Source organism: Serratia sp. Ag1, assembly GCF_000743355.1.
GTDB lineage: Bacteria > Pseudomonadota > Gammaproteobacteria > Enterobacterales > Enterobacteriaceae > Chania.
Window position 1 is genome coordinate 18001 of sequence record NZ_JQEI01000014.1, and the last position, 18490, is coordinate 36490.

Sequence of the window (18490 nt, forward strand, 5' to 3'; positions counted from 1 at the left end):
AGGTGTGAGAACCACAGACCAAACACATATGACGGGTGAATCATGCAAACCAACATCGTAGAAGTGGAAAACTTTGTGCAGCACAATGAAGAAAGGCGAAGTAGCGCGTTCCAGCGCGAAGTGAAGAAGTATCTGGAACGTTATCCGTTAACCCAGCATATCGACGTTTTACTGACCGATCTCAACGGCAGTTTCCGTGGCAAACGTATCCCGGTGGGTGGGTTAAGCAAGCTGGAGAAAGGCTGTTACTTCCCAGCCTCGGTGTTCGCTATGGACATTCTCGGCAACGTGGTTGAAGAGGCCGGGTTAGGGCAAGAGTTGGGTGAACCGGATCATATCTGCGTACCGGTCGCCGGAACCCTGATGCCGTCGGCAGCCGATCCAGAATATATCGGGCAGGTCTTGCTCACCATGCTGGATGAAGATGGTACTCCCTTTGACGTTGAACCGCGTAATGTGCTGAACCAGGTGTGGCAGCGTTTGCGTCAGCGCGGGTTATCCCCCGTAGTAGCGGTAGAGTTGGAGTTCTATCTCATCGATCGTCAGCGCGATGCTGAAGGTTACCTGCAACCCCCTTGTGCGCCTGGAACTCAGGAGCGCAATACCCAAAGCCAGGTGTATTCGGTCGATAACCTTAATCACTTTGCCGACGTGCTGAGTGAAATTGATGAACTGGCTCGCCTGCAAGGGATCCCGGCGGACGGTGCGGTGGCAGAAGCTTCACCCGGCCAGTTCGAGATTAACCTGCATCACACTAACGACGTGTTGTTGGCTTGCGATCATGGCCTGGCGCTGAAACGCCTGGTGCGGATGGTGGCAGAGAAGCACAACATCCAGGCGACCTTTATGGCGAAGCCCTACGAAGAGCACGCGGGCAGCGGCATGCATGTGCATATCAGCATGTTGGATAATCAAGGTAACAACGTGCTGGCCGACGAAGACGGCGAAGATTCTGCGCTGCTTAAGCAAGTACTGGCAGGTATGATCGCCCTGATGCCGGCCTCTATGGCGCTGCTGGCTCCCAACGTGAATGCCTATCGCCGCTTCCAGCCCGGTATGTACGTGCCGACGCAGGCTTCGTGGGGGCACAATAACCGCACCGTTGCACTGCGCATTCCCTGTGGCGATCGCGATAATCACCGGGTGGAGTACCGTGTGGCCGGGGCGGATGCTAACCCTTATCTGGTGATGGCCGCGATACTCGCCGGAATGGTGTACGGCCTGGAAACTCGCTTGCCGTTGCCTGAACCCGTTACCGGTAATGGATTAGAGCAAGAGGGTTTGCCATTCCCGATTCGCCAGAGTGATGCTTTGTATGAGTTTGAACACCAGTTGGCGCTGAAAGCGCTGCTGGGGGAAAGATTCAGCCACGTCTATCTGGCCTGCAAAACTGATGAGCTGGTGCAGTTTGAACGGCTGATCACCGAAACCGAAATCGAGTGGATGCTGAAAAACGCCTGAAGCGTTCAGCATGCACCCACCCTGTGCACAGCGTATTCCAGCGGGCTGCCTGTGGTTCGTCGAAGCTGTGTGCAGTGGTGATTCCTGTCTTCCAACTTGGCGTACAGGTCGCCAGTGAGGAATAACCCATGACGATAAGTGCCATCGATTGTAATGGCGCGGGCAAACCGCAACTGCGTAAAACATTAAAACTGTGGCAAGTGGTAATGATGGGCCTGGCATACCTGACGCCGATGACGGTGTTTGACACCTTCGGCATTGTTTCTGGCGTAACGGATGGCCACGTTCCGGCCTCTTATCTGTTGGCGCTGGCGGGGGTGCTGTTTACCGCTATCAGTTACGGCAAGCTGGTGCGTCAGTTTCCGACCTCGGGATCGGCTTATACTTACGCGCAGAAGGCGATTAATCCGCACGTAGGGTTTCTGGTTGGCTGGTCGTCGTTGCTGGATTACCTGTTCCTGCCGATGATCAACACCCTGTTGGCGAAGATTTACCTCACCGCGCTGTTCCCCGAGGTTCCCCCCTGGGTCTGGGTGGTGGGTTTTGTGGTTATCATGACGGCAATCAACCTGAAAAGCGTTAACGTGGTTGCCAACTTTAACACTCTGTTTGTCCTGGCCCAGATAGCGATTATCGTGGTGTTTATTTTCCTGGTTATCCATGGCCTGGGTAAGGGGGAAGGGGTGGGAACCGTATGGAGCCTGCAACCGTTCGTCAGCGAAAATGCTCACCTGTTGCCGATTATTACCGGGGCGACCATTCTTTGCTTCTCCTTTTTGGGTTTTGACGCCGTTACCACACTGAGTGAAGAAACACCGGATGCTGCCAAAGTGATCCCCAAGGCGATCTTTCTCACCGCGTTGTACGGTGGGGTGATTTTCATCAGTGTATCCTTCTTTATACAACTGTTTTTCCCCAGCATTGTGCGTTTTAAAGAGCCGGATGCCGCACTGCCAGAAATTGCGTTGTACGTGGGCGGGAAGCTGTTCCAGGCTATTTTTCTGTGCACCACCTTTATTAATACGTTGGCTTCTGGTTTGGCTTCGCATGCCAGCGTTTCTCGGTTGTTGTATGTTATGGGGCGCGATAATGTGTTCCCGGAAAGGTTCTTCGGCTATGTGCACCCTAAATGGCGCACACCTGCGCTTAACGTGCTGATGGTTGGGCTGGTGGCGCTGTCGGCAATATCTTTTGATCTGGTTACTGCGACCGCCTTGATCAACTTTGGTGCGCTGGTGGCCTTTACCTTCGTCAATATTTCGGTGATCAGTCATTTCTTTATTCGCCAAGGGCGCAACAAAACCTGGAAGGATCGTTTTCACTTTCTGTTCCTGCCGCTGGTTGGGGCGTTGACGGTGAGCGTGCTGTGGCTGAATCTGGAGAAAAGCTCCCTTACCATGGGGCTGATTTGGGCCGCACTGGGGTTTGCCTATCTGGCGTATCTCACCCGTCGTTTCCGCCAGCCGCCACCGCAATTTGAGCGGCAGGCGCAGCAGTAATCTTTCAAGGCGGGCTCTCCCGCCTTTATTTTTACCGTGCAGGCCAGTAGAGTGAACGCCTTGAAAAACCGATGATTGGATCTCATTTTGATGCCAGCGTTGTCCGTATCCCATAAAGCAACTCTGTTTGGCCTGTTGGCTATTGTACTGTGGAGCAGCGTTGTCGGCCTGATCCGCAGCGTCAGCGAAGGCCTGGGGCCGGTAGGCGGCGCGGCGATGATCTATAGCGTGAGCACGCTGTTTTTGCTGCTGGTGATGGGGCTCCCGAAGCTGCGCGATTTCCCCCGTTCTTATTTGATCGCGGGCAGTGTGCTGTTCGTGGCTTACGAAATCTGCCTTTCACTGTCGTTGGGTTTTGCCAGTAACCGCCTGCAGGCGATTGAAGTCGGGATGATCAACTATCTGTGGCCCTGTTTTACCGTGCTGATGGCGATCTTGTTTAACGGCCAAAAGGCCAAATGGTGGGTGATCCCTGGGCTGTTGCTGTCGCTGTTCGGCATTGGTTGGATCATGAGTGGCGATGGGGGCTGGTCTCCAGCGCAAATGCTGGCCAATGTGCGCAGTAACCCTCTCAGTTATGTGCTGGCGTTTAGTGGTGCGGTAATCTGGGCAGTTTATTGCAACGTCACCAAAAAAATCGCGCAAGGCAAAAATGCGGTGGTGCTGTTTATTACGCTGACCGCGCTGGCTTTGTGGTTGCAATATCCGTTCAGCCATGAAAACGGCATGCATTTCAGCCTGCCGGTGACCATCGCGCTGCTGTCGGCCGGGATCGCCATGGGGGCCGGTTATGCGGCCTGGAATGTTGGCATCCTGCACGGCAATATGACCCTGCTGGCGACGGTTTCTTATTTTACTCCGGTGCTGTCTGCGGTATTTGCTGCGGTGGTTCTCAATACCTCGTTAACCATCAATTTTTGGCAAGGGGTCGCCATGGTCACCACGGGTTCGTTGATCTGTTGGCGGGCAACGCGCGCGGCCTGATCTTGCCATTAGCGAAGTGACGAATATCAGCTAATCTCAAATTAAGAGTTCTGCCTGAAGGAACGTGCAAAATGAGAAATGATATTCAGTTTATTCAGCAACCTGTGCTTGATGGCGCGAGTTTCGCAACTGGCGATATTGTGCGCTTGACCACCGCTAACTTGTCGAACGAATACCAGCTTGATGTGGTCATTCTGCGCCGTGACGATAAGCTGATTTATGGTTCCGTCGTGGTTGCTGCACCTAAAACCGATATTCCGGTCGCCCGCTGGGAAATTGCCCGGGGGGATGAAGTGGTATTTCGACAGGAGAATATTGCCAAGGCGCTCCCAGGGGCCCTAGGCCCGAGCATCTCGGGTTAAAGACCACTCTGTCATCAATCTCAGCCGACATAATAGTCGGCTTTTTTGACTATCAGACTAACGTTGTTAGCTGTGCGTAAATCGCACACAATCTGCTCCAAAAAACATCAACCGTGATTTTTGTCACACTCATTGTGATTTTCAGTGAAAAATAATTTCAAAATTGATAACGCAATCGATTAATCTAGCGCGAAATAGCTCACTGGATCACAGATTATTGCGCCCGCAGGTTTTTATAATGCGCGCGTCGAATTAACCGTTCGTTACACCAGACTCATCGTCATCTTTCTAACGGGGCACAAATGGCCCTTTCAGCATGTGGTAATAAAATGAAAAAAATAGCTCTCGCAGCAGGTGTGCTTCTCACCGCGTCTTACAGCACATCATCAATGGCGGATAGCAACGATAGCCAGTTCGTTTCAGATTGGTGGCACCAGAGTGTCAACGTAGTGGGTAGCTACCATACCCGTTTCGGGCCGCAACTGAACAATGACGTGTATCTGGAGTACGAAGCCTTCACCAAGAAAGATTGGCTGGATTTTTATGGCTACGTGGATGTACCGAAATTCTTTGGCACCGGTAATACGCCAAACCGGGGTATCTGGGATAACGGTTCACCGCTGTTTATGGAGATCGAACCGCGTTTCTCGATCGACAAACTGACCGGTGCCAATCTGAGCTTTGGGCCGTTTAAAGAGTGGTATTTCGCCAACAACTATATCTATGACATGGGCCGCAACAACGCATCGCGCCAGAGCACCTGGTACATGGGGTTGGGAACCGACATCGATACGGGTTTGCCGATGAGCCTGTCGATGAACATCTATGCCAAGTATCAGTGGCAAAACTACGGTGCAGCTAACGAAGACAGTTGGGATGGCTACCGTTTCAAAGTGAAATACTTTGTGCCATTGACCCAGATGTGGGGTGGTAACCTGACTTATATTGGTTTCACTAACTTCGATTTTGGTTCCGATCTGGGTAAGAATGATTTCACCGTCAATGGCCGTCAGGCGCGTACCAGCAACTCGATAGCTTCCAGCCATGTTCTGGCGCTGAACTACGATCATTGGCACTACTCGTTCGTTGCCCGTTACTTCCATAATGGTGGTCAATGGCAGGATGGGGTTGATATCGGTACACCACAGGGGCCGATCAAGTCCACTGGCTGGGGTTACTACGCGGTTGTAGGTTATAACTTCTGATTTTCCGCAGTATTCAAATGACAAAAAACCCGCCAGGCGGGTTTTTTGCTCTCCGTTACAATCACTAATCAACCGGGAAAATGCTTAACCGGTATGACTAGTTTCCCTTTGATGACATAACATTCGTTATTTATCCATTTCAGAATTTGCTCACGGCTTACACCTTCATATCGTGCATAGCGATAGAGATCGCCATTGAAGTATTGCGTGATGTATTCCATTAGGGTCATTTGCATGGCTGTAACTCCTGAACACCCACCCGTTGCCAGCCTGGCCACCGCGGGAGGTTAAGGTTTGTGAGTACTGAAATTTAGTTTATTGTGAGCAAAAGCTCAAGAAAGAGTATGAAAAATAACGGTAATTTACATAAAGAAATCCCGCACATAAAGGCGGGAAATAATGCGTATCATCAATTTCTGATGACATAAATGATATTTTTGAGGTGCAACGAAAAAGAGCACAATCTCTCTTTTTGTGACTCTCACAAAGTACTGGATGGCCTATTTTGTCGCAAGAGAAATATGCTTTTTTAGTTCGGTTTTTGTGAGTAGTTTCATTTGTGAATAAATTTTCGTCATTTCAGTTAAATATAATCATGGTGAATGTAACGTGCGGTATTGTCCCGGTAGTGACAAGTTTAAGGGAGGGAGCTTCGGTGCATCAGTTGCACCGAAGCAAAAAATCAGGCCAGCATCAAGCCTGTTGCTCACTCCAGGCCAGCATAGTTTCGAGCATCTGTTGCAGCAGGTGCTGTAACGGTGCTGCCCGTGCTGCATCAAACGCAAATGGGTACTGTTCCGACATATAATTCACCTGTGCCAGTTCCAGTTGTACCGCATGCTGTTTTTGCTGTGGTTGACCATAAGCACGGGTGATATACCCGCCCTTAAAACGCCCGTTGAGCACATGAGTGAATTGCTGTTGCTGTTCACAACAGGCCACCAACCGATCGCTTATCGCGCTGGCACAACTGGCCCCGCTGTTGGTGCCTAGATTGAGATCCGGCAGTTTGCCATCAAACAACCGTGGTATCACCGAAGCGATAGAGTGGGCATCAAACAGCAGCGCATAACCGTGCAGGGCTTTCAGCCGAGCCAGCTCGTTCTGCAACTGTTGGTGATAGGGGTGCCAGACGTTCTGTAAATAGCCTGCACGTTCTTCATCGCTTGGGGCCTGAGCGGGTAGAAAACTTGGGCGACCATCGAACAGTACGTCAGGATACAGACCGGTGGTGGCGGTGGTATAAAGCGGCTTATCGTCTGCTGGGCGGTTAAGATCGATCACAAAGCGCGAATAGTTACCGACCAACATGCTGGCACCCATCTGGCGGGCAAAATCATACAGCAGTGGAATATGCCAGTCGGTGTCTGGCAATGGCCGCGCATCCTCACTCAAACCGTGCTCAACTGCCGGGGTCAGCCGCGTACCGGCGTGGGGAATGCTGATCAACAGCGGCAGATTACCGCTCTGGAACTCAAAGGGATCGCTAATCATTGACGAACTTCTCCTCGGAAAATCACCGTGCAGGGCAACTGACCACCCAACCAGTAAGCCAGTTCTGCCGGGCGTGCCAGCGGCCAGTGAACAAAGTCAGCCACCTTGCCAACCTCCAGCGAGCCATGGCTGGCCTGCAACCCCAGTGCTTTGGCGGCGTGCAACGTCACGCCCGCCAACGCTTCTTCTGGCGTCAGGCGGAACAGCGTGCAGGCCATGTTGATCATCAGGCGCAGCGACAGGGCTGGGGAAGTACCCGGGTTGGCATCGCTGGCGATCGCCATCGCTACGCCGTGTTCGCGGAACAACTCGACCGGTGGGCACTGGGTTTCGCGTAACATGTAGTACGCACCCGGCAGCAGGACGGCCACGGTGCCAGAGGCGGCCATGGCGGCTGCGTCTTCTGCGGTTGCATATTCAAGATGATCGGCAGAAAGGGCGTGATGGCGTGCTGCCAGCGTACTGCCGCCGAGGGCAGAAAGCTGTTCGGCATGCAATTTGACCGGTAACCCGGCCTGCGTTGCAGCGTTAAATACCCGCTCAACCTGTGCCGGAGAAAACGCCAGATGCTCGCAGAAAGCATCCACCGCGTCCGCTAAACCCGCCGCTGCCGCTTCTGGGATGATGGTATGACAGACCAGATCGATATAATCGTCGGCCCGCCCGGCATATTCCGGTGGCAGCGCGTGCGCCGCCAGACAGGTAGTTTTGACTTCAACGGGCAACTGATGACCCAATTGACGCGCCACGCGCAGCATTTTCAGTTCGCTTTGCGGCGTCAGACCATAACCGGACTTGATCTCGACGCAGGTAACACCCTCGGCCAGCAGGGGCTGCAGGCGGGACTGGGCCTGTTCAAATAACAGGGCTTCTTCTGCATCACGCGTGGCTTTGACCGTGGAGATAATGCCCCCACCTTGTGCAGCGATCTCCGCATAGCTTACGCCGTTTAAACGCTGTTCGAATTCACCGCTGCGGTTGCCGCCAAAAACCAGGTGAGTGTGACAGTCGATCAGGCCAGGCGTCAGGATCCCGCCGCTGAAACGCACCGTTTTGGCTGCCGCCAGCACTGGCATGTTGGCTTCTTCGCCGATCCAGGCAATCTTGCCATCGCGCACGGCAATCGCGCCATTGCTGATGATGTGATATTTGCCGTCACGCATAGTGACAATATCGGCACCGTGCCACAGGCTGTCACAGTGGATTTCAGACGTCATGGTGTTCCTGCTCCCACATGGTTGTATATACAATTAAAGCCAAGCTAACGCATTCGTCAGGCTGCGACAAGAGAGGGGAGGAATATTTGTTATGGGAATGTGATAAAGCGCGCAGCGGGGCGAATTAGCCCCACCGAGTTCAGACCTGATTAGTGAAGCGACCAAACAGCTGGTAGCGGCTGCCTGGGTACAGCAAGCGGGCAGAAGTGACCACCGTTTTGCCTGACCAGGTGCGGCGATGAATCAACAAGCCCGGTTCATGCTCTTCCAACTGCAGTAATTCACGTTCGTGCCGCGTGGGTATGACGGCTTCCACGATGTGCTCACCGGCAGTCAACGGCGCCGCTTGCATCAGATAAATATAAGGCGTGACCTGATCGAAATCCTGTTTCATATAATCCGGTGCTGCCAGTGGATTCACGCAGCGATCTTCTACCTGTACCGGCACGTCGTTTTCGTAGTGAACGATCTGTGAGTAGAACATCGGTTGCCCCGGTTGAATATCCAGCGCCTTGGCTTCTTCATCACTGGCCGGGCGGGCTTTCAGTTCCAGAATTTTGCTGCTGTGGCGGTGGCCACGTGCGGCAATTTCATCGGCAATATTATGCACTTCGAGCAGTGCGGTGTGTGCCTTGGCCTCGGCGACGAAAGTGCCAACGCCCTGCATGCGGATCAGAAAACCTTCACCGGTTAGCTCGCGCAGGGCGCGGTTGATGGTCATGCGGCTGACGCCAAGTTCGGCCACCAGTTCACTTTCAGAGGGTACGCGCTGGTGCGGTTGCCAGTGGCCTGCGCGAATTTGGCTTACGATTGCCTGTTTGACCCGTTGATAGATCGGGGCGGGGGCATCGCTCATTGCTGCTGACAGTTGCAGCACGGTTTGTTGATCTACCATGACGTTAACCTCGTCAAATAAAAAAATAATAACATCAGTTTACTGTTGATGTCGGCATATGTATATGTATATACAAGTAGGGCCCATTCACTCGATGAGTGAAATTGGTTCACAAATTTTTTACCTATACCCAAAATAATTCGAATTGCTTGTCGGCGGCAACGGAACGAAGCCAACACCCAAGCAACTTGAAGTATGACGGGTACATGCGCCTGCCGCGCGTTATTAGCTGTTACACCTACATTGGAATACTGCTATGCCTGCTTATTTTGCTTCTCGCGCACTGCTCCCGTCTGGTTGGGCTCACAACGTGCGGCTCGATGTTGATCCACATGGCCTACTGACCCAGGTCACCTCGAATGCTGAATCCGCCGACTGTTTACGTTTGCACGGCGATGTAGTGCCAGGCATGCCAAACCTGCATTCTCATGCCTTCCAGCGCGCAATGGCCGGTTTGGCCGAGGTGGCTGGCAATCCGCAAGACAGCTTCTGGACCTGGCGCGATCTGATGTATCGTTTGGTGCAACGTTTAACCCCGGAGCAGGTAGAAGTTATTGCCCGTCAACTGTATATCGAAATGCTCAAAGGCGGCTATACCCAGGTGGCAGAGTTTCATTATTTACACCATGCGCCAGACGGTAAACCCTATGCCGATCGTGGTGAAATGACTGGCAGGCTCAGCAATGCGGCGCAGCAGGCGGGAATAGGGATGACGCTGCTGCCGGTGCTTTACAGTTATGCCGGTTTTGGTGCTCTGCCAGCGCAAGCGGGGCAAAAGCGTTTTATTCAGAACGTGGAAAGCTATCTGGCACAGCAGCAGGTCATCGCCCGCCAACTGGCAGGGCAACCACTGCAGAATCATGGGCTGTGTTTCCATTCGTTGCGCGCGGTCGAACTCGGCCAGATGCAACAGGTCTTAGCCGCCTCAGATTCGGCCTTACCGGTGCATATCCATATTGCGGAACAACAGAAAGAGGTCAATGACTGCCTGGCATGGAGCGGTCTACGACCGGTGGCTTGGTTGTACGAGCATTTACCGGTGGAAAGCCGCTGGTGCCTGGTGCACGCCACGCATCTGGATCGCGAAGAGTTAGAGCAGTTGGCGCGCAGTAAAGCCGTGGCCGGGCTGTGTTTAACCACCGAGGCCAACTTGGGGGACGGGATCTTCCCCGGCGACAGTTATTTGCATCATCAAGGACGTTGGGGCATTGGTTCTGACAGCCATGTTTCTTTGAACGTGGTGGAAGAGTTGCGCTGGTTTGAATATGGGCAGCGGTTACGCGATCAGCGCCGTAACCGTCTGACCACGCCGGAACAGCCTGCAGTGGCCGATGTGCTCTATCAGCAAGCGTTACAGGGCGGTGCGCAGGCGTGCGGTACGGCGATCGGTCAACTGGCGGTGGGCTACCGTGCCGACTGGCTGGTGCTGGATGGCGACGATCCGTATCTGGCTGCAGCACCGGACGCTTCGATCCTCAACCGCTGGCTGTTTGCCGGTGGCAAAGAGCAGATCCGCGATGTGTTTGTGGCCGGGCGTCAGGTGATTGAACAGCGGCAGCACGCATTGCAACAGCAGAGTAGCGCCGAGTTCCTGCAAGTGCTGAAAACCCTCCAGCAGGAGGCCTGATGAACCTGAACCGTTTCGATTTTGCCAGCCTGCCGGTCAGCCCATGGCGCAATGGCGGGGGTGAAACCCGTGAAATCACCAGCCAACCGCTCGGTAACGCCGATTTTGACTGGCGCGCCAGCATCGCCACTATCGCACAAGATGGCCCGTTCTCGGCCTTTAACGGCATCGATCGCTCAATCACGCTGCTGGAAGGCGATGGTGTACATCTGTACAGCGCGGGTTTGATCGATCATCGCTTGCAGCATGTGGGCGAGCCGTTTGCCTTTTCCGGTGATGTGGCGCTGGAAGCGTTTTTGCTCGGTGGCAGCAGCCAGGATTTCAACATCATGACTCGGCGTGGGCGCTGTAAAGCCGATGTTCAGCGCGTTACCTCGGAAGTATCCGCCCCTGCATCACGGGCTGGTGTGCTCTACGTGTTACAGGGTGAGTGGCAACTGGAGGACGGCAGCCGACTAGAGTGTCGACAAGGCTGTTGGTGGCAACCGCAACAGAAGGCGTTGCGTTTTGCGCCACAACCAGGGGCGATTGCGTTGTGGGCCGATATCACTGTTCGCTAGAGTCTGTGGCTAAGTTATGGGATTATCAGGCTTTCTATCCCGAACAAAGAAGGGCGCATGGCTTCGCTGAAAGATGTAGCTAAACTCGCTGGCGTGTCGTTGATGACAGTGTCCCGTGCCATCAACGAACCTGGCAAATTGCGGTCAGAAACCTACCAGCGTGTAAAGCAGGCTATTGATCAATTGGATTACGTGCCGGATCTCGCTGCACGGCGTATTCGTGGCGACAGCAGCCGGGTGAGGACCCTCGGCGTGCTGGCGCTGGATACGGCCACGACACCATTCTCGGTTGATATCATCCTCTCGATTGAAAAAACTGCCCGTGAGCAAGGGTGGAACAGTTTTGTGGTCAACCTGTTTGCTGACGATAACGCCGAGCAGACGGTCGACCTGCTGTTGGCACACCGACCAGACGGTGTGATTTTTACCACCATGGGGCTGCGTCAGGTCGCCATTCCGGCTAAGTTGCTGGACCAGCAACTGGTGCTGGCTAACTGCATCAGCCCAGAAAATGCGGTTGCCAGCTATATCCCTGACGATGAACAAGGCCAGTATGACGCTATGCAAGCGCTGATTGCCCGTGGCTATCGTGCGCCTTTGTGTATTCAACTGCCAGAAAGCGCGTTGGCCGCGGGTTTGCGGCAGCGCGGATTAGAACGTGCCTGGCGTGAGGCCGGTGGGGATGTGGCCCAATTGCGCCAATATCATCTGGATCTTAGCGGCAATGATGGAAATTATCGTGACACTGTCACTATTCTTGCCCGGCATTTCTCTCCAGGTGTGCAGGACTGTGATGTCGTGGTGTGTGGTAACGATCGCGTGGCCTTTCTGGTCTATCAAATCTTGCTGGCCCAGGGCTTTAAAATTCCTGAGCAGGTCGCGGTATTGGGTTATGACAATATGGTGGGAATTGGTGAGCTGTTTCAACCACCGTTAACCACCGTGCAGTTGCCGCATTATGAGTTAGGGCGGCAGGCAGCACTGCACCTGATTAATCAGCTTACGCACCAAGAAACGGTGCGGGTTAACTGCCCGTTGTTGTTACGTGCTTCGATGTAAAGAACGATAGTTATGGCTGGTTCATTGATGGACAAACACTTATGGGTTGTGAATTGTCCCACGGATAAACGTTACGCATGACAACCGCAGATAATAAGGGAGATGTTTGGGATTAGTTAGGGCAATAAAAAAGGTTCAGCCTGAACTGAACCTTGATATTAATCATCCCAGAGGGAGAACCTACAGTTGTGGCCCAGCGCTAACCAGTTTTTTACCTGCTTCAGTCACAGTATATTTGCTGAAGTTATCGATAAAGCGTTGTGCCAAATCCTGTGCTTTCTCATGCCATAGCGATTCGTTGGCATAAGTTTTGCGCGGATCGAGGATTGACGGATCTACTCCAGGTAATGACAACGGCACGGCCAGATCGAAGATCGGCAACGTGAAGGTTTCAGCCTGTTCGATCTCACCGCTCAGGATGGCATCAATAATACCGCGAGTATCTTTAATCGAAATACGCTTACCACTGCCGTTCCAACCGGTATTCACCAGATAGGCTTGGGCGCCAGCCGCTTCCATACGTTTCACCAGCACCGAAGCGTACTGCGTTGGGTGCAATGCCAAAAACGCTGCGCCAAAGCAGGCAGAGAAGGTTGGGGTCGGCGTGGTGATCCCGCGTTCGGTACCGGCCAGTTTGGCGGTGAACCCAGAGAGGAAATGGTATTGGGTTTGTTCCGGTGTCAGGCGTGAAACCGGCGGCAAGACACCAAAGGCATCTGCCGTCAGGAAGATGATTTTCTTGGCATGCCCGGCTTTGGAAACCGGCTTGACGATGTTTTCAATATGGTAGATCGGGTAGGAAACGCGCGTATTTTCGGTTTTGCTCGCATCGTCAAAATCGATACTGCCATCGGCCAGCACCTGAACGTTTTCCAGTAGGGCATCACGGCGGATCGCCTGATAAATTTCTGGCTCAGCCTGGGCAGAAAGCTTGATGGTTTTGGCGTAGCAACCCCCTTCAAAGTTGAACACCCCATCGTCATCCCAACCGTGCTCATCGTCGCCAATCAACTGGCGCTTCGGATCGGTGGAAAGGGTCGTCTTGCCAGTGCCAGACAGGCCGAAGAAAATCGCCACATCGCTTTTCTCACCCACGTTAGCGGAACAGTGCATAGAAGCGATGCCTTTCAGTGGCAGCAGGTAGTTCATAATCGAGAACAAGCCTTTCTTCATTTCGCCGCCGTACCAGGTACCGCCGATCAGTTGCATACGTTCGGTCAGGTTGAAGGCAACAAAGTTCTCTGAATGCATCCCCTGCTGCTGCCAGTCAGGATTCGTGCATTTAGCACCGTTCATGACCACGAAATCAGGTTCAAAACCCTGCAGTTCCTGCTCCGTAGGGCGGATAAACATATTCTTGACGAAATGCGCCTGCCAAGCCACTTCGGTAATAAACCGGACTTTCAAGCGGGTGTCAGCGTTGGCACCGCAAAAAGCGTCCACGACAAACAGACGCTTGTTGGAGAGCTGATTGCCAACCAGCGTTTTCAGATGCTGCCAAACCTCTGGCGAGAGCGGTTGATTATCGTTTTTACCGGTACCGCTGTCGGACCACCAGACGGTATCGCGTGTGGTGTCGTCACGCACGATGTATTTGTCTTTTGGCGAGCGGCCAGTGAACTCACCAGTATCGACGTTGACCGCTCCTAGCTTGGTGAGCGTACCGCGTTCCAAGGCGGGTAAATCGGTGCGGGTTTCTTCGGCGAACAGTTGTTCATAACTTGGGTTGTAAACGATCTCATTAGCGTGATGAATACCGTAACGAGTAAGAGTTTGTGGGGTAACAGTTGAAGGCATATCTACTTCCTTATTTGGCTATGTTCTGCCCGTTTTGTACTGTGTCGTGTACAACAACGGAACTCGGTTCCTGCTGACCGGATTCAGCTTTTACCGTTCCGGCTCTATTTATTAACCAAGCACTTACTATAACATAACATTGTATCAATGCCTGACGATTTTAATAACCGGGCTTTGTCGCCAGTGAATTAACTGCAATATAGAATAAGCAACGAAGATTGAATTATCATTACGACTGGGTTGTTTTTAACCAATTGATTTAATTTTAATTATTTATTAAAACGTCATTTCAATATATACCAAAAATAATTCGAGTTGCTTGTAGGCGGCAACCGAACGAAGCCCCAGGAGTTATTACCTGCAAACATTCTTTCTTCAGCACCGGAATAATAAAGCAGGTAAACAATAAAATGCATATTCCCGACAATTCCTATTAATGCCAGTAAACCGGGTGTGCAATCATCTCCCTGAGAGAGGCCGAGCTTGCATACCTCGGGCTTTCTTAGAATCGCCAGCCATCTGGTTGGCGATTCACTTGCTGTTTTTCAACATATTGATCGCTGCACCGAGCAAAATCCGGTGTTCAATGTCGTGGCAGGCGGCTAATTGCTGTGTCAGATGTTGGGTCAGTGATTCTACTGATAGAACCTCACCGCGATGGCGCAGTTGCATCACCGCATCGCCAATCAAACGGGCAACTTCATCCCAGACGGGTTTTATCTCCTGTTCCGAGAGCTTCATGGTTAACCTCGGTTGGGTGATGTTTTGTTCAATGTAGCAGTTGTCAGCCTGACTCGCTACCCGTCACCCCTGCGAGCGATAAAACGGTAGGCCATTGAAGCAGAACGAAGGAAAGCTGATTAGCTAAAGGCAATGGCCGCCCAACGCAGTAATAGCAACGCCAGACAGATCAATATCAGTACCACAAACATTTTCCAATGTTTGGTTCGCATGCGTTTGGTTGGCAATGGCGTCTCCTTATCCCACTGGATGTAGATGCTGAGATATCATGCACCACAGTATGCCTGTTGCGGCGTGCCACACACAGGAATTTACTCTAAAATCAGCTAAAAAGTGGGCAATGTCAGGCTGAATCCTGCTTGCCCGGTGCAATACGGCAGGTGCAAGTGTACTATTCTGTGTGCATCAGTGACTCAATCAATAAAGGTAACCTTATGGCATTTGCGGCAAAATATGAAGATATAGAGCGTTGGGCGTTCGGTGATACTGAGCAGCAGGCGGATGAGTTGGCAAAACGAGTGCTGGATGGGGTAAAAACGGCGACTTGTTCCAATCTGGATGGCGAAGGTATTCCACAACCCGGCGATGTTTTTGTCGTAGTGGATGGTAAGAATGAGCCCGTTTGTGCGATCGAGCTGACTGGCGTCAATTTGAGTACTTATGAGCAGGTGGACGAGGCGCATGCTCAGGCTGAAGGCGAGGGCGATGGTTCACTGGCTTACTGGCGCAAAGAACATAAACGTTTTTTTGAAGAGTACGAACTGTTTTCACCGGATATGATGCTGGTGCTGATGCATTTTAAGGTGATCGAAACATTTTAAACGGCCTCGTTATTAAAGAAAACGCACGGTGCCCAATGGAAACACTGCGCGTTTTCCAAGTTTGTGACCTTATTCCAACCGCATAACCCAAGCATCTGCCTGCCGATCATAATGTTGTTTGTACAGCAGCGATTGTTTGCCATCAAGCATGGCGGGGATGCTGGTATGTTCATCCCAGCCATCCAACTGCATACACAGATCGGGATCTGATTTGCAAGGAATGGTGAGAGTGGTTTTCCCTTCAGCGCTCTCAGACGTGGATGTCAAATGCGCGTCATCAACCTCAAAACTGCCTATTTTTACAACGGTTTTGCCCATTGGAACTCCTTGCTTATGCATGTGGTAGGAGGTGCGACCAGTTAGGGTCACCCGTATGAGCATAACTAGCTGAGCAAAAAATGTCACAGAAATAATGCAAGCAGGCGTGTTGCTGGGCTAGAGCGAGATGTTCACGCCACAGCGAATCCGCCTGTTCTTGCTTACTGGTGGAAATCCAGCACGCCATCGCGAACTAATTCCCGCGGCAAATTATTTTTAATCCGGCTGCCGATGCGTTTGGCAATGCCCAGTGGTTGCTGTTGGTAGGTGACAATACATTCATCGCATTGCGGTAACTGTGGCGGATAAAGATCGCGGCCATGAAACCACTCCTGTGCCAGTTCGGCATTCAGCTCAAAAGTGTGCGGGCTGTTATCGCGGGCAGTTAAAGCAATGACGGCTTCATGTTGCCAGCGAAACCCTTTTGGGAAACGTTCTGCCAGTTTGAGACCGATGCGTGAAAAACGCACCTTGCCAATCAACGCCTCCAGCTCTGCCGGAAACAGCCAAATCTCTTTATCACGCGCCCACAATTTGCTGGTGTCATCCCATTTCAACCCGGAAGCGTTGGCAGCTTGAGTAACCAGTGCCGCATCTTTGGCCGAAAGCGGGGTGAATGGGAATTTGCCGACTTGATAGCTGGGTTTTGGCAAGGCCGGAATGGTGTGATTCTTGCGCAAACGTGCGACAAAGAACCCCTCGCTATCGTAAATCTGTGGGAAGACGTGCAGGAAACCTTCGGCGGTTAAGGCTTTTTCTGCGCCTGGGAAGAGCTCCCCTAAGGGTTCAATACTGACCGCATCACCATAAGTAGCCAGCAAGTGATTGATGGTTTGCTGATTCTCTTGAGCATTCAGGGTGCAAGTGGAGTAAACCAGCACTCCTCCAGGGGCCAGTGCGTGAAACGCGCTGTCGAGCAACTCTCGCTGGGTGGTGGCAATGTTGGTTACGCTCTCTGGCGACCAGTTACTCATGGCATCCGGGTCTTTGCGTACGACACCTTCACCAGAACAAGGGGCGTCCAGCAGAATGGCATCAAAACTTTCCGGTAACGCTGCACCGAAGATCCGGCCATCAAAATGCGTCAGTGCCACATCTTTGACGCCACAGCGACTGAGATTGGCATGCAGCACTTTCACCCGGCTGGCAGAGTATTCATTGGCAACGATGCCGCCCCGGTTTCCCAGTAATGCGGCGATCTGTGTGGTTTTTGAACCTGGAGCTGCGGCTACATCCAAAACTCTGTGCGGCGTTTCCCGGTTGGCAAATAACGCGCTCACCGGCAGCATGGAGCTGGCTTCCTGAATATAAAATAGCCCGCTGAGATGCTCTGCAGCACTGCCGAGCCGCAACGCTTCATCATCACGATCGATCCAGAAACCTTCAGAGCACCAGGGGATGGGTTCCAGTCGCCAGTCGTAGCCCTGCACCAACGTCAGAAAATCAGCTACGCTGATTTTCAAGGTATTCACTCGCAGGCTGCGGCGTAATGGGCGCTGGCAGGCGGCGATAAAATCATCCATGGATAAGTGGTCTGGCATGATGGCGCGGGTGGCGTCGAGAAAAGCAGAAGGCAAATAAACAGAGGCAGTTTTAGCCACGGGGGACTCTCAGGGCGGAAAAAAATCGAAGGGGTTAGTTTAGCATAAAATGTTGCTTTGAGAATATATACAGGCCTTAATATCTTAAAGCGCCAGGAAGTGATCAGTTTTAGATTCTTTGACTTATGAACCTTTAAAGTAACCGTAGAGAACAGGGTATATTGGCGAGATTTTTTCAGGCTACATAAGCTGGATAAGAAGAGCCATTTCAAACGCTTTCTGCGTGGTTAACCCGTCTTGTTGAGCAAGGTTTTAGGGGGTAATCGATGATTAATCTTGTGGCTATCGGCATTTAATGCTTATTTTATACGGGCTAAGCTTAAGCTTTCTGAAAGTGTGAACGGTTAATAATGACTAAAAAACAATTCTACGCGGAATTAAAACGTGATCTGGGGGCGCTGCTGGAGGGGGAAACCCATTTGATTGCCGCCTTGTCCAACGCCAGCGCTTTGCTCAATGAGCGCCTGGCTGACGTGAATTGGGTAGGATTTTACCTGATGGACGGCAATCAATTGGTACTCGGCCCGTTCCAGGGCAACGTTGCCTGTGTACGCATTCCGGTGGGTAAAGGCGTCTGTGGTACTGCGGTAGCAGAAAAGCGGGTGCAACGTGTCGGTGACGTCCATGCGTTTCCGGGGCATATCGCCTGTGATGCAGCCAGCAATGCTGAAATCGTACTGCCGTTGGAAGTCGATGGTCAAATTTTAGGCGTTCTGGATATTGACAGCACGGTTTATCAACGCTTCGATGAACAGGACGAAATTGGCCTGAAAGCCGTGGTGGCTGGGCTTTGTGCGCAGTTGGCACAGTGCGATTGTGCGAAATACGTCACTGTAGCGACAAGTTGAT

Annotated in this window: 19 protein-coding genes; 10 read left to right on the plus strand and 9 right to left on the minus strand. The window is 52.3% G+C overall.

Going from position 1 to position 18490, the window contains the following annotated elements:
* The first annotated feature begins 42 nt into the window (after positions 1-42).
* From IV04_RS08260 to IV04_RS08280, 5 genes are all read left to right on the plus strand, one after another.
* Positions 43-1461: a glutamine synthetase family protein gene (locus IV04_RS08260; protein ID WP_037399919.1), complete on the plus strand. Its 1419-nt coding sequence runs from the start codon at positions 43-45 to the stop codon at positions 1459-1461.
* A gap of 128 nt (positions 1462-1589) precedes the next feature.
* Complete coding sequence (locus IV04_RS08265; RefSeq protein WP_037399915.1) at positions 1590-2960, plus strand: APC family permease; 1371 nt, start codon at positions 1590-1592, stop codon at positions 2958-2960.
* Between the two features lie 90 nt (positions 2961-3050).
* On the plus strand, positions 3051-3944 hold the full coding sequence (gene yddG, locus IV04_RS08270) for an aromatic amino acid DMT transporter YddG (RefSeq protein ID WP_037399912.1): 894 nt from the start codon (positions 3051-3053) through the stop codon (positions 3942-3944).
* Positions 3945-4015: 71 nt separating this feature from the next.
* Entirely contained in the window at positions 4016-4306 is a 291-nt protein-coding gene (locus tag IV04_RS08275; protein WP_037399909.1) for a hypothetical protein, read from the plus strand.
* A 329-nt stretch (positions 4307-4635) separates the two neighbouring features.
* The gene (locus IV04_RS08280) at positions 4636-5511 is read left to right on the plus strand and encodes a nucleoside-specific channel-forming protein Tsx (RefSeq protein ID WP_037400113.1); all 876 of its coding nucleotides are present in this window, start codon (positions 4636-4638) and stop codon (positions 5509-5511) included.
* 68 nt (positions 5512-5579) lie between these two features.
* On the opposite strand, the gene IV04_RS26540 is transcribed toward IV04_RS08280, so the two are convergent.
* From IV04_RS26540 to hutC, 4 genes are all read right to left on the minus strand, one after another.
* Complete coding sequence (locus tag IV04_RS26540) at positions 5580-5747, minus strand: hypothetical protein (RefSeq protein ID WP_197062173.1); 168 nt, start codon at positions 5745-5747, stop codon at positions 5580-5582.
* Between the two features lie 457 nt (positions 5748-6204).
* On the minus strand, positions 6205-7005 hold the full coding sequence (gene hutG / locus IV04_RS08285; RefSeq protein ID WP_037399906.1) for an N-formylglutamate deformylase: 801 nt from the start codon (positions 7003-7005) through the stop codon (positions 6205-6207).
* Positions 7002-8222, minus strand: a complete 1221-nt coding sequence (gene hutI / locus IV04_RS08290; protein ID WP_037399904.1) for an imidazolonepropionase — start codon at positions 8220-8222, stop codon at positions 7002-7004. The genes hutG and hutI overlap by 4 nt, the downstream gene beginning before the upstream one ends.
* 139 nt (positions 8223-8361) lie before the next feature.
* The gene (hutC, locus tag IV04_RS08295) at positions 8362-9117 is read right to left on the minus strand and encodes a histidine utilization repressor (RefSeq protein ID WP_037399901.1); all 756 of its coding nucleotides are present in this window, start codon (positions 9115-9117) and stop codon (positions 8362-8364) included.
* Positions 9118-9373: 256 nt separating this feature from the next.
* Between hutC and IV04_RS08300 the strand changes: the two genes are divergently transcribed.
* Genes IV04_RS08300 through IV04_RS08310 form a run of 3 tightly spaced genes read left to right on the plus strand, consistent with a single transcriptional unit; the run spans position 9374 to position 12363 of the window.
* Positions 9374-10744, plus strand: coding sequence for a formimidoylglutamate deiminase (locus IV04_RS08300; protein ID WP_037399898.1), 1371 nt, complete (start codon positions 9374-9376; stop codon positions 10742-10744).
* Positions 10744-11304, plus strand: coding sequence for a HutD family protein (locus tag IV04_RS08305; protein WP_037399895.1), 561 nt, complete (start codon positions 10744-10746; stop codon positions 11302-11304). The genes IV04_RS08300 and IV04_RS08305 overlap by 1 nt, the downstream gene beginning before the upstream one ends.
* A 57-nt stretch (positions 11305-11361) precedes the next feature.
* A complete protein-coding gene (locus IV04_RS08310; RefSeq protein ID WP_037399892.1) occupies positions 11362-12363 on the plus strand; it encodes a LacI family DNA-binding transcriptional regulator in 1002 nt (333 codons plus the stop codon).
* Positions 12364-12543: 180 nt separating this feature from the next.
* Here IV04_RS08310 and pckA read toward each other — a convergent pair whose 3' ends face one another.
* From pckA to yniD, 3 genes are all read right to left on the minus strand, one after another.
* Positions 12544-14160 carry a phosphoenolpyruvate carboxykinase (ATP) gene (gene pckA, locus IV04_RS08315; RefSeq protein ID WP_037399890.1) on the minus strand — a complete coding sequence of 539 codons (1617 nt, stop codon included), beginning with the start codon at positions 14158-14160 and terminating at the stop codon, positions 12544-12546.
* A 531-nt stretch (positions 14161-14691) separates the two neighbouring features.
* On the minus strand, positions 14692-14901 hold the full coding sequence (locus tag IV04_RS08320) for a hypothetical protein (RefSeq protein WP_037399888.1): 210 nt from the start codon (positions 14899-14901) through the stop codon (positions 14692-14694).
* 119 nt (positions 14902-15020) lie between these two features.
* Positions 15021-15128 (minus strand): small membrane protein YniD, encoded by a 108-nt coding sequence (yniD, locus tag IV04_RS26735; RefSeq protein WP_231566274.1) that lies wholly within the window; start codon positions 15126-15128, stop codon positions 15021-15023.
* Between the two features lie 207 nt (positions 15129-15335).
* Between yniD and IV04_RS08325 the strand changes: the two genes are divergently transcribed.
* Positions 15336-15722: an ASCH domain-containing protein gene (locus IV04_RS08325; RefSeq protein ID WP_037399885.1), complete on the plus strand. Its 387-nt coding sequence runs from the start codon at positions 15336-15338 to the stop codon at positions 15720-15722.
* A 69-nt stretch (positions 15723-15791) separates the two neighbouring features.
* Here the strand turns inward: IV04_RS08325 and IV04_RS08330 are convergent, their stop codons facing one another.
* Complete coding sequence (locus IV04_RS08330) at positions 15792-16040, minus strand: DUF1480 family protein (protein ID WP_037399881.1); 249 nt, start codon at positions 16038-16040, stop codon at positions 15792-15794.
* Positions 16041-16201: 161 nt separating this feature from the next.
* A complete protein-coding gene (rsmF, locus tag IV04_RS08335; protein WP_037399878.1) occupies positions 16202-17641 on the minus strand; it encodes a 16S rRNA (cytosine(1407)-C(5))-methyltransferase RsmF in 1440 nt (479 codons plus the stop codon).
* 350 nt (positions 17642-17991) lie between these two features.
* Between rsmF and IV04_RS08340 the strand changes: the two genes are divergently transcribed.
* Positions 17992-18489, plus strand: coding sequence for a GAF domain-containing protein (locus IV04_RS08340; protein WP_037399875.1), 498 nt, complete (start codon positions 17992-17994; stop codon positions 18487-18489).
* Position 18490 lies beyond the last annotated feature (1 nt).

Coding starts and splice junctions, on each gene's coding strand:
- IV04_RS08260 (WP_037399919.1), top strand. CDS start 43: ATGCAAACCAACATCGTAGAAGTGGAAAACTTTGTGCAGCACAATGAA.
- IV04_RS08265 (WP_037399915.1), top strand. CDS start 1,590: ATGACGATAAGTGCCATCGATTGTAATGGCGCGGGCAAACCGCAACTG.
- yddG (WP_037399912.1), top strand. CDS start 3,051: ATGCCAGCGTTGTCCGTATCCCATAAAGCAACTCTGTTTGGCCTGTTG.
- IV04_RS08275 (WP_037399909.1), top strand. CDS start 4,016: ATGAGAAATGATATTCAGTTTATTCAGCAACCTGTGCTTGATGGCGCG.
- IV04_RS08280 (WP_037400113.1), top strand. CDS start 4,636: ATGAAAAAAATAGCTCTCGCAGCAGGTGTGCTTCTCACCGCGTCTTAC.
- IV04_RS26540 (WP_197062173.1), bottom strand. CDS start 5,747: ATGCAAATGACCCTAATGGAATACATCACGCAATACTTCAATGGCGAT.
- hutG (WP_037399906.1), bottom strand. CDS start 7,005: ATGATTAGCGATCCCTTTGAGTTCCAGAGCGGTAATCTGCCGCTGTTG.
- hutI (WP_037399904.1), bottom strand. CDS start 8,222: ATGACGTCTGAAATCCACTGTGACAGCCTGTGGCACGGTGCCGATATT.
- hutC (WP_037399901.1), bottom strand. CDS start 9,117: ATGGTAGATCAACAAACCGTGCTGCAACTGTCAGCAGCAATGAGCGAT.
- IV04_RS08300 (WP_037399898.1), top strand. CDS start 9,374: ATGCCTGCTTATTTTGCTTCTCGCGCACTGCTCCCGTCTGGTTGGGCT.
- IV04_RS08305 (WP_037399895.1), top strand. CDS start 10,744: ATGAACCTGAACCGTTTCGATTTTGCCAGCCTGCCGGTCAGCCCATGG.
- IV04_RS08310 (WP_037399892.1), top strand. CDS start 11,362: ATGGCTTCGCTGAAAGATGTAGCTAAACTCGCTGGCGTGTCGTTGATG.
- pckA (WP_037399890.1), bottom strand. CDS start 14,160: ATGCCTTCAACTGTTACCCCACAAACTCTTACTCGTTACGGTATTCAT.
- IV04_RS08320 (WP_037399888.1), bottom strand. CDS start 14,901: ATGAAGCTCTCGGAACAGGAGATAAAACCCGTCTGGGATGAAGTTGCC.
- IV04_RS08325 (WP_037399885.1), top strand. CDS start 15,336: ATGGCATTTGCGGCAAAATATGAAGATATAGAGCGTTGGGCGTTCGGT.
- IV04_RS08330 (WP_037399881.1), bottom strand. CDS start 16,040: ATGGGCAAAACCGTTGTAAAAATAGGCAGTTTTGAGGTTGATGACGCG.
- IV04_RS08340 (WP_037399875.1), top strand. CDS start 17,992: ATGACTAAAAAACAATTCTACGCGGAATTAAAACGTGATCTGGGGGCG.